This is a genomic window from Streptomyces sp. DH-12 (assembly GCF_002899455.1).
Classification (GTDB): Bacteria; Actinomycetota; Actinomycetes; order Streptomycetales; family Streptomycetaceae; genus Streptomyces.
Genome location: NZ_PPFB01000001.1, coordinates 5,957,003 through 5,974,249, shown reverse-complemented (window position 1 = coordinate 5,974,249; position 17,247 = coordinate 5,957,003). Strand labels below are relative to the sequence as shown.

Genomic DNA, 17,247 nt, shown 5'->3' with positions numbered 1-17,247 from the left:
CCTCGAAAACCTCGAAAGGCCGAAAGACCCGAAAGGCCTCGAGGCGAGACGTGTCAGCCGACCACGGAGGCGCAGGTGGTCGGCCTGGCGCGGGCCGGGTCGAGGGCGTTCGCCACCTCGTGGAAGGCGATCCGGTCGATCAGTCCGATCGCCAGGTGTTCGGACAGGTCGACCGCGCAGAGGTCCTGGAGGACCACGTTGCGGACGTTCGGCCCGGTCAGGAAGGCGCTGCGGTACGGGGTGACGACCTGGTCGTACCTGGTGGCGATGACGGTGTAGCGGACGCCGGGTACGGTGTCGCCGCCCGCGTTGAGCTTGGTGAGGAAGGCGGAGCCGGCGACCTGGTCGGCGAGGGCGGGTGTGGCCTCGCTCAGCAGGTCCTCGGCGCCGGGGAAGTGCGGCAGCAGCGCGGTGAGGCCGCCGAGGGTGGTGCCGTGGTTGCTGGGGGCGATGCCGACCAGGGCGTTCACCTCGGCGGCGCCGCCGAGGAACTTGAGGTAGTAGCGGGGCATCATGCCGCCCTGGGAGTGGCCGACGATGTCGACCTTCGTGGCGCCGGTCGCGGCGCGCACCCGGTCGACGTAGGCGTCGAGCTCTTCGGCGGACTTCTCGACGGGGCCGAGGCCGTGGAAGAAGGGGACGCCGGGGAGCCGGCCGTAGTCCAGGGAGAAGACGCAGTAGCCCCGGTTCTTCAGGTAGGGCGCGAGGCCCAGCCAGTTGTCGACGGAGTTGCCGAAGGTGCCGTGGACCAGGACGACGGGGCGGGGATGGGCGGCGGAGGGCTCGCAGGCGAAGTCGTTCCAGCCGGAGCCGGGTGCGGCGGCGGCCTGCGCGCTCGACGCGGCGGGGGCGGTGACGGCGGCCGCGGCCAGCAGGAGCGCGGCCAGCGGTCTGATCACCCGCTTCCAGGGCAGCATCGTGTGATCTCCTTGCGGCTCAAGGGGGGAGGGTGGGGTCCTACGCCCTGTGATCCGGATCACGGGATGCTGTTCACCCATCAAGTTACGGGCGAGTAGGAAAGCCGGGAAGTTACGGGTCGGTAAAAACTCCCGCCGATGCCCCACGATCGCCCACTGCGGCCTGGCGGCGCGTCACCGGGCGAGACGCGCCGCCCCGCCGGGCGCGGTACGCGGCAACCACCCCAGCAGCGGGCGCAGTTCACCCGCCGCCGCGACTCGCCGGCCACCGGGTCCTACGCCGCCGACACCCCCGGCATCACCGCGCGGGGACCGAACCCGGCCCGCACGCGGTCCGCGCCCCCTCGATCCCGCGCGTCTTCTCGCCCACCGGGCCGAAGGCGAGCCGGCGGGAGGCCTGCCCGGCCGGGTCGAACCCCCCGCGCGCAGCGCCGCCCGCGCCCGGGCCCGCTTTCAAATAAATGTGCGACATCCGTTCGGCCCTGTCCCACCTGCGCGAACGCCCGCTCCCCCGGACCGTGGGGACATGACGCAGAGCACCGGCCCCGGGACCCGCCCGCGCTCGTTCCTCGGCGAGGTGCGCGACGCCGTCACCCCGCGGGCCACCCTGCTCGTGCTCGGCGTGATCGCGCTGATGCTGCTGTTCATCACCTCGTACGTGGGCGCCCTGCACCACCCGAAGCTGCGGGACGCGCCCTTCGGGGTCGCCGCGCCCCCGCCGGTGGCCGAGCGGACGGTGACCCGGCTGCAGGAACTGCCCGGCTCCCCGCTGGACCCGCGGGCGGTGGCCGACGAGGAGAGCGCCCGCCGGCAGATCGAGGACCGGGACATCGACGGGGCGCTGGTGGTCGACCCCGGGGGCACGACCGACACCCTGCTGGTCGCCACCGGCGGCGGCACCGCGCTGGCCACCACCCTGGAGCGGCTCCTCACCGAGACGGAGCGCGACGAGCGGCGCACCCTGCGGGTCGAGGACGTCGTCCCCGCCTCCGCCCAGGACGCCAACGGGCTGTCGTCGTTCTACCTGGTGGTCGGCTGGTGCGTGGGCGGCTACCTGTGCGCGGCGATCCTGGCGATCAGCGCGGGCGCGCGGGCGTCCACCCCGCACCGGGCGCTGATCCGGCTCGGCACCATGGCCGTGGTCGCGGTCCTCGGCGGACTCGGTGGGGCGCTCATCGCCGGGCCGGCCCTGGACGCGCTGCCGGACGGCTTCGCGGGGCTGTGGGGACTGGGCGCGCTGATCATCTTCGCGGTGGGCGCCGCCACGCTCGCGCTGCAGGCCGCTCTCGGGGTCGTCGGGATCGGCGTGGCGATCCTGCTCGTGGTGATCCTGGGCAACCCCAGCTCGGGCGGCGCCCTGCCGACGCCGCTGCTGCCGCCGTTCTGGGCGGCGCTCGGGCCGGCGCTGCCCCCGGGCGCGGGCACCTGGTCGGCCCGCTCGATCGTGTACTTCCGGGGCAACGACGTGACCGTCCCGCTGCTGGTCCTGTCCGCCTGGGCGGTGGTGGGGACCGCCGTCACCGTGCTGATGTCGGCGCTGCGGAGGCACCCGGAGCCGGAACCGGGACGTCCGGCCGGGGTCTAGGTGTGCTGTCCGGACAGCACACCCAGGGCCCGTGGCGCCTTGATACGCGGACGTCCCGCCTCTCCGCGCGGGAGGGACGGGACGCCGTGCTGCCGGAGCGGGCTCAGCCGATCCGCGTACCGGTGGCCGACAGGGCCTCGGTCACGGGCTGGAAGAAGGTCGTGCCGCCCGAGGTGCAGTCGCCGCTGCCGCCGGAGGTCAGGCCGACCGCCTTGTCGCCCGAGAAGAGCGAGCCGCCGCTGTCACCGGGCTCGGCGCACACGTCGGTCTCGATCAGACCGTTGACGATGTCGCCGTTGCCGTAGTTCACGGTGGCGTCCAGGCCGGTGACCGTGCCGGAGTGGACCCGGGTGGTGGAGCCGCTGCGGGTCACCTGCATGCCGACGGTGGCCTCGGCGGCGCCGGAGATCGCCTGCGTGGAGCCGTCGTAGAGGTTGACCTCGCTCGGGTGCGCCACGTCGGCCGTGTACGTGACCAGGCCGTAGTCGTCGCCCGGGAAGCTGGACACGGCGGTCTCACCGATGACGTTCCCCGAGGAGTCCGACCAGGCCGGGACGGACTCGGTGCAGTGGCCCGCGGTGAGGAAGTGCGGCTCGCCGCCCTTGGTCACGTTGAAGCCCAGCGAGCAGCGCCCGCCGTTGCCGGTGATGGTGTCGCCGCCCGCGACGAAGGGCTTGAACTCCCCCTTGGTGCGCTGGAGCTCCACCGTGTCGCCGAGCCCTTCGGCGACCTCGGTCAGCTTGGCCCACTCGGCCCCGGAGACCGTGCGGTCCGCCGTGACGACGACCTTGTTGGAGACGGGGTCGGTCACCCAGGACGTGCCCGGGATGGTCGCGTCCTGCCGGAGCGCGGCGCGCGCGTCCTTCAGGTCGGCGAGCGAGTTCGCCACGACTCTGGCCTTCGCGCCGGCCGACTCGACGGTCTCGGCCGCGGTTTCGTCGAGCACGTTCACCACGAGACTCTCGGTCTTCGCGTCGTAGTACGTTCCCGCCGCGTCGGCGCCCAGGTCCCGGAGCAGCGTCGAGGCGAGGTTTCCGGCCGCCTGGACCGAGAGGGTCCGGGGCGCGGCGTCGGCCGGGATCTCACTGGCGTTCGCAGTCTGGAAGGTGACCGCGCCCGCGGCCAGTGCGGCGATGCCCGCACCCGCCATGACGGCACGGCGCCCGGGTATGCGTCGGTGCTTCACCTCACGTCCTCCTGTGGGGGGACGGCCCGGAGGGGTTGTGGGGACCTCGCCGGACCGGAAGGCGTACGGCCACGGGGGTGGAGCACAGCAGGAGCCACGCCCGCGCCGGTTGATCGCCGCCCACTCTTCCGAACGCCGCGGGGAGCACACAAGGTCGACTTCAGGACGCGCATACGACAACGGCCGGGCGCCCCCTATGTCCTGACAGTTCATGGAGACACGGGACGGTTCACATTGCAAACGTCGCACGGGGGTTGCCCGCGGCGCGCACCGACCGTTCGACAGGTGGCTGAAAATCTACCCCCTGCGGGCGGGATCCGTCCGGTGCGCGACGGGCGCCCGGCCGGTCCCGGAACAGGGACGAGCCCCCGCACGCGGGTCGCGTGCGGGGGCTCGTGGGGCTGCCGGCTCCTCGGGGAGCCGTACGGCGGGACCGGCCGGGCGCCGGGGGCCCGCCCTAGTAGAGGCTGACCCCGTAGGCGCTCAGGGCCTCGGTCACCGGCTGGAAGAAGGTCGTGCCGCCGGTCCGGCAGTTGCCGCTGCCGCCGGAGGTCAGACCGTACGCGACGCCGTTGCTGCCGTAGAGCGAGCCGCCGGAGTCGCCGGGCTCGGCGCAGACCGTGGTCTGGATGAGACCGGAGACGACGTCGCCGCCGCCGTAGTTCACGGTCGCGTTGAGCGCGGTGACCCGGCCGCTGTGCGTGCCCGTGGTGGAGCCGTCACGGATGACCGTGGTGCCCACGCTCGGGGTGGCCGCGCGGGTGATGTCCACGCCGTTCGCGGTGCCGGGCCGGCTGACGGAACCGGTGTACCGGACGATGCCGTAGTCGTTGCCCGGGAAGCTGGTGCCGGCGGTCGAGCCGAGGACCTGGGTCCGGCTGGAGTTGCCGTACCACGTGCTTGAGCCCTGGGTGCAGTGACCGGCGGTCAGGAAGTACTCGGTTCCGTTGCTGGAGCGGACGTTGAAGCCGAGGGAGCAGCGGCCGGTGCCCGAGTAGATGGCGTCGCCGCCCTGGATGAGCTTGGTGAACTTGCCCGGGGTGCGCTTGACGGTGATCGCCTCGGCGTTCTCCCCGGCCTGCTGCTTGATCTTGTTGATCTCGGCCTGGGAGACGGTGCTGTCGACGGTCACGACGACCCGGTTGGTCTTGCTGTCGACGGCCCAGGCGGTGCCCGGGACGTCGGCCTTCATCACCGAGCTGCTCGCGCTCTTGAGCTCGGAGGAGCTGAAGGTGGCGGGGGTGTCGGCCGCGCTCGCGCTGGGGACCGCGATCGCGGCGGCGGCCACGAGGCCGGTGGAAACGGCGATCAGCCGAGTCCGTCTCGAGATGCCGCTGCGGGGGGTGGTGCGCTTGATCCTCACGTTTCGTTCCTCCACAAAGGAAGTTGGGGGCCCTCGTGGGGTTGTGGGCCCGGTGAGGCGCAGCCAGGGACCGGCGGACCGGATTCCGACCCGACGTGCCCCTGACAATCGCTGCGGCGAGTATTCGGCCGACCGACCGTTCGGCGCAAGGGTGCCTTTTGGCCTACGGATTAGGGACGAGTAGTCGACTTGCTCCCCTCCTGGCACCGCATCACCGGTCGTCACACCCGGGTGACGACCGGTCGAACAGTGATCGGGATGGCCGGATTCCGCTTACGGGCCGGACCGGGCGCACGCGCACGCCCGGCTCCCGCTCAGCAGTTGCAGCCGCAGTCGCACCCGCTGCAGCAGCAGTCCTCCCCGCAGCAGTTGCAGCACTCACAGCACTCGCAGCAACTACCGTCGCAGTTTCCGGCGCAGCCTTCCTTGCGCTCCCGCGTCCACGGATCCTCGTAGGTCCCGCAGCACAGCTGGCAGGTACAGGCGAGTCCCAGCCACACGGCGCACCCCGCCAGCAGTCCCCGCCGTTCCCGGCGCGGCGGTTCGGGCGGCGTCGGCATGCCCGGCGCACCGGGAGCATGCGGAGGGGCGTACGGATGCGAACCGTGGGCACAGGAGGGCGTACCGAAAGCGCGTCGGACGGAATCGGGGAGTTCATGCACGAGAAGCCGGTGGGCGAGACCGCCGTCCGTGAACTCGACCTCACGCAGCGCCAGCCGGATGCCGTGCACCGCGTCGTCGGCGAGCCGGCGGGCCTCCGTGAGCGAGGTGCCCGTGGCGGTGAGCGGGTTCCAGGCGCCGGAGACGGCGTCGGCCTCCCGGTCCTCCACGGCGTCCAGCAGATGCGCGAGCCGTCCGAAGAGGCGCCCGGCCTCCGCGAGCGGTCCGGCGTTGTGCGGCCGCCCGGCGAGCACCGCGGTGTGCGCGAAGGCCGCCGCGGTCGCCGTCTCGGTCGGTTCGGTCACGGTGAGGATCGGGGTGCCGGGTCCGGCCAGCGACTCGATGCCGGCCTGCCGGTCCACCGCATCGACCAGGACCGCGGTGTCGAACCCGACGTCGGAGCCGGTCCGGGCGCCCGCGCGGTCCCAGCTCGCCGCGACCCGGCGCGCGGCGAGCGCGACGGGACGGCGGGCCAGCAGTCCGTCCCCGTCGGCGACATGGTCGCGCACCTTGGCGGAGGCGAGCACGAGGGAGACGGCGGCGGCCAGCCGCGCGCCCTCGCCGTGGGCGACGGACGCGGTCCGCATGCCGCGCAGCGGACAGGGGCCGGCGGTACGGCGGCCCCTGCCGCCGCCGGAATCCGACTGAGCCTCCGTCAGAACGGATATCAGCAGTCCGTCGTAGTTGGTGACGATCCGCGCGAGCTGCCCATGGTCCCCGCGCAGGGCCAGGCACAGCCCGCAGAGATGGGCGGTCCACTGGGCGGTGAGTTTCTCGCCCAGCCGGTGACGGCAGGGCCTGACGATCCCGAACACGACGTTCCCCCGTGCATGCGTACGACGTTCAGCTGCGGCATCGTACCGGTCGCGGCGTTCACCCGGATGCGCCCTTCATCACCCGTACGCCGCGTAGAATCATATTTCACTCACAGTCAGCATCCGTTTGCGTCAAGGCCCTTGGGAAACCAGGACTCTCGACGGATCCGCTGTGCACCAGTACCGTCACAAACCCCCCGCGCGGCGTCTATCCACTTGGCGCACCCTCCGCATCATGGACGACCATAGGGATGCGGAAAGCACGAAAGACCGCTGTGAGAGGAGGCGTCCATGGGATCGGTACGCAAGGCGAGTGCCTGGCTTGGCCTCGTCGACGACAACGAAGACGAGCGTTACTACGACGACGACTACTCCGACGGGAACGAGCCCGGGGATGCCTGGGTCACCGATCCGCGGGTCAGGGTGGCCGCGGACGCCGCCGAGGAGCGGGGCCGCCGGATCGGCACGGTCACCCCGGACAGCTTCCGGGACGCCCGCGCCATCGGTGAGCTGTTCCGCGAGGGCGTGCCGGTCATCATCAACCTCACGGCCATGGACGCCGGCGACGCCAAGCGCGTCGTCGACTTCGCGGCGGGCCTGATCTTCGGTCTGCGCGGCACCATCGAGCGGGTCTCCAACCGGGTGTTCCTGCTCAGCCCCTCCGACACCGAGGTGGTCAGCGGCGAGCCGGCCGCGCACCGCACCGACGGTTTCTTCAACCAGAGCTGAGGCGGGGCCGCTCAGCCGGCCCCGCCCCCGCGGGCCGGCCTACCGGAACGCGTCGATCCCGGTGAGCGCCTTGCCCAGCACGAGCTGGTGCATCTCCACGGTGCCCTCGTAGGTGAGCACCGACTCCAGGTTCGTCGCGTGCCGCATCACCGGGTACTCCAGTGAGATCCCGTTGGCCCCGAGAACGGTCCGGGCCGTACGGCAGATCTCGATCGCCTCGCGCACGTTGTTGAGTTTGCCGAAGCTGACCTGCTCGGGACGCAGGCGGCCGGCGTCCATCCGCCGACCCAGATGGTGGGCGAGCAGGATCCCCTTGTGCAGTTCCACCGCCATGTCGGCGAGTTTGGCCTGGGTGAGCTGGAAGCCGCCGATGGGCCGCCCGAACTGCTCCCGTGACTTCGCGTAGTCGACCGCCGCCTCGAAGCAGCTGCGCGCGGCGCCCATCGCGCCCCACACGATGCCGTACCGGGCGTGCGACAGACAGCTCAGCGGCCCCTTGAGCCCGGTCACCTCCGGCAGCACCGCGTCGGCGGGCAGCCGTACGTCGTCCATGACGAGTTCGCTGGTGACGGAGGCGCGCAGGGACCACTTGTGCGTGATCTCCGGCGCCGAGAAACCCGGGGTGTCGGTGGGCACGGCGAAGCCGCGGATGCCCTCGTCGGTCTGCGCCCACACCACGGCGACCCCGGCCACGGACCCGTTGGTGATCCACATCTTCCGGCCGTTCAGCACCCAGTCGGCGCCGTCCTTCTTGGCGTAGGCGCGCATCGAGCCCGGGTCGGAGCCGTGGTCGGGCTCGGTCAGCCCGAAGCAGCCGATGACCTCGCCGGACGCCATCCGCGGCAGCCAGTGCCGCTTCTGCTCCTCGCTGCCGAAGCGGTGGATGGCGTACATGGCGAGGGAGCCCTGCACGGAGACCAGGGAACGGATGCCGGAGTCGGCCGCCTCCAGTTCCAGGCAGGCCAGCCCGTACTGGACGGCGCTCGCGCCCGCGCACCCGTAGCCGTCGAGGGACATGCCGAGCGCGCCGATCCCGCCGAGCTCCCGGGCCAGCTCCCGGATGCCGGGCAGCTCGCCCTTCTCGTACCAGTCCGCCACGTACGGCAGCACGCGGTCCGCCGCCCAGCCGCGCACCGTGTCCCGGATCGCCAGGTCCTCCGGCTCCAGCAGGTCGTCGAGGCCGAGCGGGTCGGCGGGGTCGAACGCGGGCGGCTTCGCGGACGCGGCCATGGGGGCACCCTCCGGGGGCTGGTCATCCGGTACGTCGACTAGCACTGCCAGTCGGGCTCGGGCCGACGTTACGGCGCGGTTCCTCCGCCGTCCACCCCGGCCCGTGGTGCGCGCCTCACACCCTCACGCCGGGCCCGCGGGACTCCCGCTGCGCGGGCATGTGCACGGGTCCGCTCCCGGCGCCGGCGCCGGGAGCCGCCTCGGGGCCGGCTCCGGAGCCCGCTCCGTCGGCGGCCCCGGGAACGGCGCCGGTCCCGGAGGCGCCGGGGACAGCCCCGGAAACGGCACCCGCGCCGGCCTCCCGGCCGGCTCCGGGACCGGACCCGGCCCCGGGGACAGCCCCGGAGGGGACGTCGGGGGCAGCACCGGATGCGGCCTCGGGGACGGTCGGCAAGGCGGATGCGGGGGGTGCCCCCGAGGGGGTCTCCGGGGCGGGGTCGCAGTGCATCAGGCGGGGCAGGCGCAGGGCCATCGCCGCGCCGGCCAGCAGCAGGCCCGCGCTGACCAGGAGCGTCACATGCAGGCCGTGCACGAAGGCGTGGCGCGCGGCGTGGCGCAGCGCCTCCCCCGCGGGACCGCCGAGCCGGGCCGCCACCTCGTACGCCTCGCCCAGCGAGTGCGCCGCCGCGGCGGACGCCGCGGCGGGCACCCCGGGAACCTGGGAGAGGCCGGGCGCGTAGGCCGCGTTCATCACGCTGCCGAGCAGCGCGATGCCGATGCCGGCGCCGAACTGGTAGGACGTCTCGCCGATCGCCGCCGCCCCGCCGGCCTGTTCCTGCGGCGCCTCGCTGAGCATCGACTCGTACGCGCCGAACAGGGTGGTCTCCAGGCCGAAGCCGAGCAGCACGAACCCGCAGAGCAGCAGCGGGGCGTTGTCCTGGCTGCCCATCGCCGTCAGCAGCAGCACCGCCCCGGCCGTGAGGCAGAAGCCGTACGAGACCATGCGCCGGGGGCCGAACCGGCGCAGCATCCGCGCGCCCGCCAGGCCCGCGGCCATCGCCGCGAAGGTGAGCGGCACCAGCCGCAGTCCGGTCTCCAGCGGGGACAGCCCCAGCACGAGCTGGAGGTACTGCGCGGCGATCAGTTCGAGGCCCACCAGGGCGAGCATGGCCAGCACGATGCAGCCGACCGAGGTGCTGAACGCGGGCCGGGAGAACATCCGCAGGTCGAGCAGCGGATGCTCGCGGCGCCGCTGCCGGCGGACGAACAGCACCAGCAACGCGGCCCCGGCGGCCGACGGCACGAGCGTGCCCGGGCCGAGTTCGCCGGTGCCGAGCCGCTTCACGCCGAGGACCAGCGCGAAGAGTCCGGCGGCGGCCGTCAGCGCACCGGCCACGTCCCAGGGGCCGTCGCCGTCGCCCTTCGACTCGGGCAGCAGGATCCGCCCGACGGGCAGACTGACCAGCATCAGGGGGATGTTGACCAGGAAGACCGAGCCCCACCAGAAGTGCTCCAGCAGGAAGCCGCCGAGCAGCGGTCCGACCGCGGCGCCCACGGCGGCGACGGCGCTCCAGACGCCGATGGCGAGCGCCCGCTCGCGGCGGTCGGGGAAGACCTGGCGCAGGATCGACAGCGTGGCCGGCATGATCATCGCGCCGCCGACGCCGAGCAGCGCCCGCGCCGCGATCAGCAGATGGGCGTCGTCCGCGAAGGCCGCCATGGCCGAGGCGACGCCGAACAGGGCGTAGCCGAGGAGGAGGACGCGTCTGCGGCCGACCCGGTCGCCCAGGGTGCCGAACAGGATGAGCAGCGAGGCGCAGACCAGCGGATAGGCGTCGACGATCCAGAGCAGTTCCACCGCGCCGGGCTTGAGGTCCTCGGTGACGGCGGGGACGGCCACGTGCAGCACGGTGGCGTCGACGGCGACCAGCAGCAGGCTGACGCAGAGGACGACGAGCACCACCCACCGGTTGGCACCGGCCCCGGCCGCCCTACGGCGCAGCGCGGCGGCCGTGGTCGTCCCGGACATGTACGTACCTCCCAGAAGTTCCCTCGCGGTACCGCGGGCGCACGGGGTGGGGGACTCCCCCGTGTCTCGGCCGGAGCGGAGCGGTCGCCCCCGGCCCGCGCGGCGAACGGCGAGTGACACGTCAGAGTACGCGAGTGAACGCTGAGGTCGAGTGGCGGACCTCTCAACCCCGCGGCCGATCGGTGTGGCGTACGCCACTCCCCCGCCCGCTCCTTCCCGCCCGGTGCGCACGCCGTCGTGGGCGGGCCGGTTCCGGGCCGGGTCGATAATCGGCGCGTGACCGATCTCGAGACGCGTGCCGCCGCGGCCCGCCCCGGAGTTCTGCGCCGGGCCGCCCCGGCGCTCCTCGGGTACACCGCCGTGCGCGCCCTGGGCCTGGCCGTCCTGGCCCTGTGGAGCGAGGCGCGCGGCAAGAGCGCGTACACCTTGCTGACCGCCCGCTGGGACTCCCTCTGGTACACGAGGGTGGCCGAGCTGGGGTACGGCTACGAGGTGCGGCTGCCCAACGGCGACGTGCACTCCAACCTGGCGTTCTTCCCGCTGCTGCCGTGGCTGGAGCGGCTGGCCGCGGCGGTGTCCCCGCTGTCGTACGCCGACGGCGGGTTCGTGGTGAGCCTGCTCGCCTCGCTCGCCGCGGCCTGGGGGATCTTCGCCGTGGCCGACCACCTGTACGGGCGGCGGGCCGGGGTGTGCGCGGTGCTGCTGTGGGCGGTGCTGCCGGTCGGGGTCGTGCAGTCGATGGCGTACAGCGAGTCGCTGTTCACGGCGCTGGCGGCCTGGGCGCTGTACGCGGTGCTGACGGGGCGCTGGGTGACGGCGGGCCTGCTGGCGGGCCTGGCGGGGCTGACCCGGCCGGTGGGGCTCGCGGTGGTCGCGGCGGTGTGGGCGGCCGGTGTCGCCGCCTTCCTGCGGGAGCGCTCCGGTGCCTCCTTCGTGGGGGACGGCAGTGCGCTACCGGGGGACGGCGCCCGCGGCGGCGGCCGCGCCGGCCCGCCGCCGCGCGCGCCGCGTACGGGCGCGCCGGACGGCGCCCCGCCAAGGCCGCCCGCCCCCGGTGTGCGCCTGCGCCGGGTGTCCGGGATGCTGCTCGCGCCCCTCGGAGCCGCCGGTTACGTGCTGTGGGTCGGACAGCGGACCGGGGGCGGCCCGCTGGGCTATCTGGACGTGCAGGCCGGCTGGCGCAACGGCTTCGACGGCGGCTACGCCTTCGCCCGGTTCGTCGCCGACAGGTTCACGTCGTTCCCGTCGGCCCTCGCCGGGATCGCGCTGCTCCTCGGCGTGGCCCTGGTGATCTGGCTCTACGTCCTCTGCGTACGGCAGCGCCAGCCGCTCCCGCTGCTGGTGTACGCCGGCACGGTGACCGCGCTCGCCCTGTGCGCGTCGAGCTACTTCGGGTCGAAACCGCGGCTGCTGATGCCGGCCTTCCCGCTGCTCCTGCCGCTCGCCCTGGTCCTGGCCCGGGCGCGGACGCGCCCGCTCGCGGCGGGGCTGGCGGCGGTCGCGGCGGCCTCAGCGGCGTACGGCGCCTTCTGGCTCAACGGGTCGGGACCGCCCCGATCCCCCCCCCCCCCCGCACGGCCGGCCGGTGAGCGGCGGGAGAATTGCGCACGAGCCCCGGGTGAACCATTTCGGAAGGCCGATAAACCGGGCGCACGGCATGACCAAAACAATTGCGCGCGGGAGTTCGGATTCGCCGGAAATAAAGGACCGGCTGAGAGGAATGCCACATCACATCGTCATCACAAAGCCGCTGAATCGTCGGGGTTGCGCACTCACTCGCTGTAACGTCGATTGGGTGCGTACCGATCGGAGTCACACCCGTCTGGACCGGGTGTTCGCGAGGCTGGACCGTGAGCCGGAGCGACCGGCCCACGTCGGCATGCCGCGAATGAGCCGGCACCGGATCGTGCTCCTCGGCGCGACCCTGGCCTTCTACGCGGCGATCGTGTGGGCCGTGGTGGTCACCTCCTGGCTGGTCCGTCTGGACTGGCGGCTCATGTTCTTCCGCCCCTACCAGCAGTGGCCGGAGCTGCACGCCTTCGTCGACTACTACGTGGTGCTGGGCCAGCGCGGCCCCACCGCCGTGATGGTCGCCGCCTGGCTGGGCTGGCGCTCCTGGCGGCAGCACACCCTGCGTCCGCTGCTCGCCCTCGGCGTCTCCCTGCTGCTGCTCAACGTCACGGTGGGGGCCGCGAAGTACGGCATGGGGCGCCTCGGACCGCACTACGCGACCGAGATCGGCTCGAACGAGATGTGGCTCGGCGGCGATATATTTCCCAGCGGCCACACCGCGAACGCCGTGGTGACCTGGGGCATCCTGGCCTATATGGCCTCCACGCCACGGGCCCGCCGATGGCTGTCGGCGCTGTCCGCGGTGACGTCCCTGGGCGTCGGCCTGTCCACCGTGTACATCGGCACCCACTGGCTGAGCGACGTGCTGCTGGGCTGGGCGGCGGGCCTGCTGATCCTGCTGGCGCTGCCCTGGTTCGAGCCGCTGATCGCGCGGACCGAGGCGCGGATCCTCGCCCTGCGGGACCGGCTGCTCGACCGCCGCGGGGCCAAGGCCCCGGCGCCCGCCCCGGCAGGGCGGCCCGTCGTGGTCCGGCCGCTCGCCGAGCGCGCCGCCGACACGGTGCACGAGACGGTCCCCGCCGGGCGCGCACCCCGGTCACCGGTCTACCTCGCGCCCGGCCCGCACACCAGCCGCTCCGAGCGCTCCCCGGTGACTCCCGCGGGCAGCAGGCGGCCGCAGCACACCGACCGCCACCCGCGCGGGACGACACCGGCGCAGCGTCCCTGACGGCCTCCCGGACGTGTCGACGGCCCCGGATCCTCCGCGGAGGATCCGGGGCCGTCGACGTGTCTCAGCCCTTCCAGGCCCGCGCCACCCGGCCGCCCCTCACCTCGAAGTTCAGCCGGCCCACGCGGTACTCCATGGTGACGATCGTCCCCGGCTCCAGGGCCCGCACCGAGGACCAGCCGCGCTCACGCGCGAGGTGCTCGGCCCGGTCGGCGGCGAGGCCGACATAGGCGTCCGGATCGTCGCGGGGCTCCGTGGGGGGTGTCGGAATGGGTGCCATGCGGCCACGCTATGCCCTGGCCCCGAAACGGGGAAGTCCGCGCCGGCGGCCAGGGGCCAGGACCGTGCGCGGTCACACTTGTGTCACAGGATCACGACGGCTCCGTACGGGCGGCGGTCACCCGAAAGGGCGGTTCCGCTCCTCCGCCCACAGGCATTCGGAGGGAATTCCCGATACCGGGTCGCCGCCCTGACAAACCTCGTGAGAAATGTGTCGCGTGAGGTATTCCGGCGCGTCTTCGCAGCGCATTCCCGGCCGGGCCCGGTCGGCCTGTGAAGCCCATGTGTACGAGACATGCCCAATTCCGCCACATGACGCGCCGCGCCCTCGGCGGCGGCGGTCGCCACACGGACATCGCGCCGGCGGATGCTGTCGGCGCATGCCGGCACGGAGGTCCTGCCCGAGGGACGGGGCTCATGTCCGGCCCGTCGGGAACACTCGAAGCACCGGCGACTTTCGGCCACCCATTTCATTGCGTGATTTCCGGATTTGTCGACCACGCCACTGGGTGGGCCGTGCGTCACTTCCCCCGGCCAAACCCCTTTCCCAAGTGGTCAGTTGACACTGAATGTCACGTTCCGCACCGGCTGTGGCCCTGTGTGCTGGATGGTTCGATTCCGTTCGCCGCGAGGCGTGACTCCCCCCACGGATCGCCCGTTGTCTTCTTCATGAGCCGGGACCCACCCGGACCACGGGCCGGGAGCCACCCGGCCTCGCCACGCACCGCATCCCGAGGGAGCCACCCGTGCCGCGCATGCTCGACGTCAGCGACGAGGTACGCGCCGAGATCGGCGACGAAGAAGCAGCCCGCCTGCTCGCCGGAGAGTCCGCTCCGGGCAGTTACGACTGCACCTCCTGCCGTACCCCGGGCGACTCGGAGCAGGAGCGCACCAGCACCGTCCTGTTCGTCGGCGACGAGACCGCCGTGCTCGCCTTCGCCCACGCCACCTGCCTGCCCTCGCAGGTCGTCCAGGTCACCGAGGAACAGCTCCAGGGCGCCGTGCGGGCCATCGGCGGCACCGGGGCGGAGCCGCAGCAGCAGGCTCAGCAACCGGTCCAGCAGCAGGCCCCGCAGCCGCATCCGCACCAGCACCAGCACCAGCAGCCCCCGAACCTCGTGCCCGAGCAGGCGGTGCTCAGGGTGACCAGCGGACTGGTGCTCGTCCAGGACGAGCTGCACCCGGCCCTGGTGGTCGAGCCGACCGCCCCGGTCGCCCGGCCCGGCACGCTCGGCCCCGGCGACGACTTCCTGCCGCTGCTGATCGAGCAGGGCTTCATGCCGCTGACCGAGCTGGCCGCCGTGCCGCCGGTGCTGCACGGGTGGTCGGTGCTGCTCGCCGCTGGGCAGCTGCACGCCGTGCTCCAGCCGAACCCGAACGGCGGCCGTCCGGTGGCCTGGTGGCAGGCGCACCAGCCGCTTCAGGTCACCGACGGGTGGCGGGCGGCGGCGAACAAGCACCAGCAGGTGCTGATGTTCGCCGCTCCCGTCGGCTCCATCGGGCGACAGCCCCGTGAAGATCTGATGCGCGATGCGCTGGACAAGGCCGCGGCCAACGGGAAGCTGGTGGCTGCGGCGTTGCCGCTCGCGGGGATCTGATGCGGCGATTCGGCGGCCGTCGCTTCTCGAAGCACGCCGGCTGACGGCGCGCGGGGTCCGGTCGCGCGGTTCCCCCGCCCCTGACGGCGGACCGGGGGTGCGGCCTGCGAAAACTCGGGGTGGGCCGCATCCCTTGTGGCACGGGGTCGTTTGGACATACGTGCACGCATATGACGCTCCCCGCCGCCAGTCCCTCGCCTCGGTCCCCGCCCCCGCGCGCCCGGCGCAGGACTCCCGGAGCGGCCACTCGGCCACACCGATCTACGACGCTCTCTACGCCGAGTACGTCAAGTCCTTCCGCACGCTGCCGGGTGACCGCAGCGGCGAGGAGGACTGGGGCTTCACCGCCTTCGGGAACATCCCGCACAGTACGGGCGCGTACCGGGACCACAGCCCCGGATCGTTCACCGCCTCCCTCAGCCGGCCCGCCGTGGAACCGCCGCAGTGGCAGCGTGTGGGAACGGTCGGGCGCGGGGCGAACGAGATGCACCACGTGCCGGCCGGACTGCCCCCGGCCCCCCGCAGCGGGGTCTGACGCAGCGCGGCAGACAGACCGAGGGGGGCGGTCCCGCGGGACCGCCCCCCTCGTCACGTCCAGCCGCAGGCGGCTACTTCTTCCGCCCGCGCTTCTCCCGCACCCGCACCGAGATGTGGATCGGCGTCCCCTCGAAGCCGAACTCCTCGCGCAGCCGGCGCTCGATGAAGCGCCGGTAGCCCGCCTCGATGAAGCCGGAGGCGAACAGCACGAACCGCGGCGGCTTGGTGCCGGCCTGGGTGCCGAACAGGATGCGCGGCTGCTTGCCGCCCCGCACCGGGTGCGGGTGGGCGGCGACCAGCTCGCCGAGGAAGGCGTTCAGGCGGCCCGTCGGGACCCGGGTCTCCCAGCCCGCCAGCGCGCTCTCGATCGCCGGGACCAGCTTCTCCATGTGGCGGCCGGTGCGTGCCGAGACGTTGACCCGCGGCGCCCACGCCACCTGGCCGAGCTCCGTCTCGATCTCCCGCTCCAGGTAGTAGCGGCGCTCCTCGTCGAGGGTGTCCCACTTGTTGAAGGCGAGGACGAGCGCGCGGCCCGCCTCGACGGCCATGGTGACGATGCGCTGGTCCTGCACCGAGATGGACTCGGAGGCGTCGATGAGGACCACGGCCACCTCCGCCTTCTCGACGGCCGCGGCGGTGCGCAGCGAGGCGTAGTAGTCGGCGCCCTGCTGGAGGTGGACCCGCTTGCGGATGCCCGCCGTGTCGACGAACTTCCAGGTCTTGCCGCCCAGTTCGATCATCTCGTCGACCGGGTCGCGGGTGGTGCCGGCAAGTTCGTTGACGACGACCCGCTCCTCCCCCGCGACCTTGTTCAGCAGCGAGGACTTGCCGACGTTGGGCCGGCCGATCAGGGCGACGCGGCGCGGGCCGCCGACGGCCGTGCCGAAGGTCTGCGCGGGGGCCTCGGGCAGCGCCTCGAGGACCTGGTCCAGCATGTCGCCGGTGCCCCGGCCGTGCAGCGCGGAGACCGGGTGCGGCTCGCCCAGGCCCAGGGACCACAGGGAGGCGGCGTCGGCCTCGCCGCTCGGGCCGTCCACCTTGTTGGCGCACAGCACGACCGGCTTGCCCGCCTTGCGCAGCAGGCGGACGACGGCCTCGTCGGTGTCCGTGGCGCCGACCTTGGCGTCCACCACGAAGACGACCGCGTCGGCCGCCTCGATGGCGTACTCGGCCTGCGCGGCGACGGAGGCGTCGATGCCGAGGACGTCCTGCTCCCAGCCGCCGGTGTCGACGACCTTGAAGCGGCGGCCCGCCCACTCGGCCTCGTAGGTGACGCGGTCACGGGTGACGCCCGGCTTGTCCTCGACGACCGCCTCACGGCGGCCGATGATGCGGTTCACCAGGGTCGACTTGCCGACATTGGGGCGGCCGACGACGGCGAGCACCGGGAGCGGGCCGTGGCCCGCCGCCTCGATGGCGCCCTCGACGTCCTCGAGGTCGAAGCCCTCCTCCGCGGCGAGCTCCATGAACTCCGCGAACTCGGCATCGCCCAGCGCCCCGTGATCGTGCTCGTGCGCAGCGTCGTGCGCGTCCGAGCCGTCGGGCTCGATGTGGTCGTTCATGAAGTCCGTACCTCGTC

At 73.0% G+C, this 17,247-nt stretch carries 13 protein-coding genes and 1 pseudogene; 6 read left to right on the top strand and 8 right to left on the bottom strand.

All coding sequences use genetic code 11. The features are described from left to right. Window positions 1–53: 53 nt before the first annotated feature. Window positions 54–917, bottom strand: coding sequence for a lipase family alpha/beta hydrolase (locus C1708_RS25825; protein WP_106414935.1), 864 nt, complete (start codon window positions 915–917; stop codon window positions 54–56). A 526-nt stretch (window positions 918–1,443) separates the two neighbouring features. Between C1708_RS25825 and C1708_RS25820 the strand changes: the two genes are divergently transcribed. Further along, window positions 1,444–2,502, top strand: a complete 1,059-nt coding sequence (locus C1708_RS25820; RefSeq protein WP_106414934.1) for a DUF3533 domain-containing protein — start codon at window positions 1,444–1,446, stop codon at window positions 2,500–2,502. Window positions 2,503–2,605: 103 nt separating this feature from the next. On the opposite strand, the gene C1708_RS25815 is transcribed toward C1708_RS25820, so the two are convergent. The 3 genes from C1708_RS25815 to C1708_RS25805 form a co-directional block, all read right to left on the bottom strand. Then, window positions 2,606–3,688, bottom strand: coding sequence for a S1 family peptidase (locus tag C1708_RS25815; protein WP_106414933.1), 1,083 nt, complete (start codon window positions 3,686–3,688; stop codon window positions 2,606–2,608). Between the two features lie 457 nt (window positions 3,689–4,145). Continuing rightward, window positions 4,146–5,051: a S1 family peptidase gene (locus C1708_RS25810; RefSeq protein WP_106414932.1), complete on the bottom strand. Its 906-nt coding sequence runs from the start codon at window positions 5,049–5,051 to the stop codon at window positions 4,146–4,148. Between the two features lie 314 nt (window positions 5,052–5,365). Beyond that, window positions 5,366–6,526, bottom strand: coding sequence for a DUF5685 family protein (locus C1708_RS25805; RefSeq protein ID WP_106414931.1), 1,161 nt, complete (start codon window positions 6,524–6,526; stop codon window positions 5,366–5,368). Window positions 6,527–6,817: 291 nt separating this feature from the next. Here C1708_RS25805 and C1708_RS25800 point away from each other — a divergent pair, with 291 nt between their 5' ends. After that, window positions 6,818–7,255, top strand: a complete 438-nt coding sequence (locus C1708_RS25800; RefSeq protein WP_106414930.1) for a cell division protein SepF — start codon at window positions 6,818–6,820, stop codon at window positions 7,253–7,255. A gap of 39 nt (window positions 7,256–7,294) precedes the next feature. Here C1708_RS25800 and C1708_RS25795 read toward each other — a convergent pair whose 3' ends face one another. Then, a complete protein-coding gene (locus tag C1708_RS25795; protein ID WP_106414929.1) occupies window positions 7,295–8,485 on the bottom strand; it encodes an acyl-CoA dehydrogenase family protein in 1,191 nt (396 codons plus the stop codon). Between the two features lie 115 nt (window positions 8,486–8,600). Then, a complete protein-coding gene (locus tag C1708_RS25790; RefSeq protein ID WP_106414928.1) occupies window positions 8,601–10,454 on the bottom strand; it encodes an MFS transporter in 1,854 nt (617 codons plus the stop codon). Window positions 10,455–10,730: 276 nt separating this feature from the next. On the opposite strand from C1708_RS25790, the pseudogene C1708_RS25785 reads away from it, so the two are divergent. Together C1708_RS25785 and C1708_RS25780 are read left to right on the top strand one after the other, a co-directional pair. Then, window positions 10,731–12,008: pseudogene (locus C1708_RS25785) on the top strand (glycosyltransferase family 39 protein); the annotation flags it as partial. 241 nt (window positions 12,009–12,249) lie between these two features. Next, window positions 12,250–13,254 carry a phosphatase PAP2 family protein gene (locus tag C1708_RS25780; protein ID WP_106414927.1) on the top strand — a complete coding sequence of 335 codons (1,005 nt, stop codon included), beginning with the start codon at window positions 12,250–12,252 and terminating at the stop codon, window positions 13,252–13,254. Window positions 13,255–13,318: 64 nt separating this feature from the next. Here the strand turns inward: C1708_RS25780 and C1708_RS25775 are convergent, their stop codons facing one another. Then, entirely contained in the window at window positions 13,319–13,534 is a 216-nt protein-coding gene (locus C1708_RS25775; RefSeq protein WP_106414926.1) for an I78 family peptidase inhibitor, read from the bottom strand. 745 nt (window positions 13,535–14,279) lie between these two features. Between C1708_RS25775 and C1708_RS25770 the strand changes: the two genes are divergently transcribed. Continuing rightward, window positions 14,280–15,131 carry a DUF8842 C-terminal domain-containing protein gene (locus C1708_RS25770; RefSeq protein WP_106414925.1) on the top strand — a complete coding sequence of 284 codons (852 nt, stop codon included), beginning with the start codon at window positions 14,280–14,282 and terminating at the stop codon, window positions 15,129–15,131. A 160-nt stretch (window positions 15,132–15,291) separates the two neighbouring features. Beyond that, the gene (locus C1708_RS25765) at window positions 15,292–15,666 is read left to right on the top strand and encodes a hypothetical protein (RefSeq protein ID WP_106414924.1); all 375 of its coding nucleotides are present in this window, start codon (window positions 15,292–15,294) and stop codon (window positions 15,664–15,666) included. A gap of 73 nt (window positions 15,667–15,739) precedes the next feature. Here C1708_RS25765 and der read toward each other — a convergent pair whose 3' ends face one another. Then, window positions 15,740–17,230, bottom strand: coding sequence for a ribosome biogenesis GTPase Der (gene der / locus C1708_RS25760; RefSeq protein WP_106414923.1), 1,491 nt, complete (start codon window positions 17,228–17,230; stop codon window positions 15,740–15,742). Window positions 17,231–17,247 lie beyond the last annotated feature (17 nt).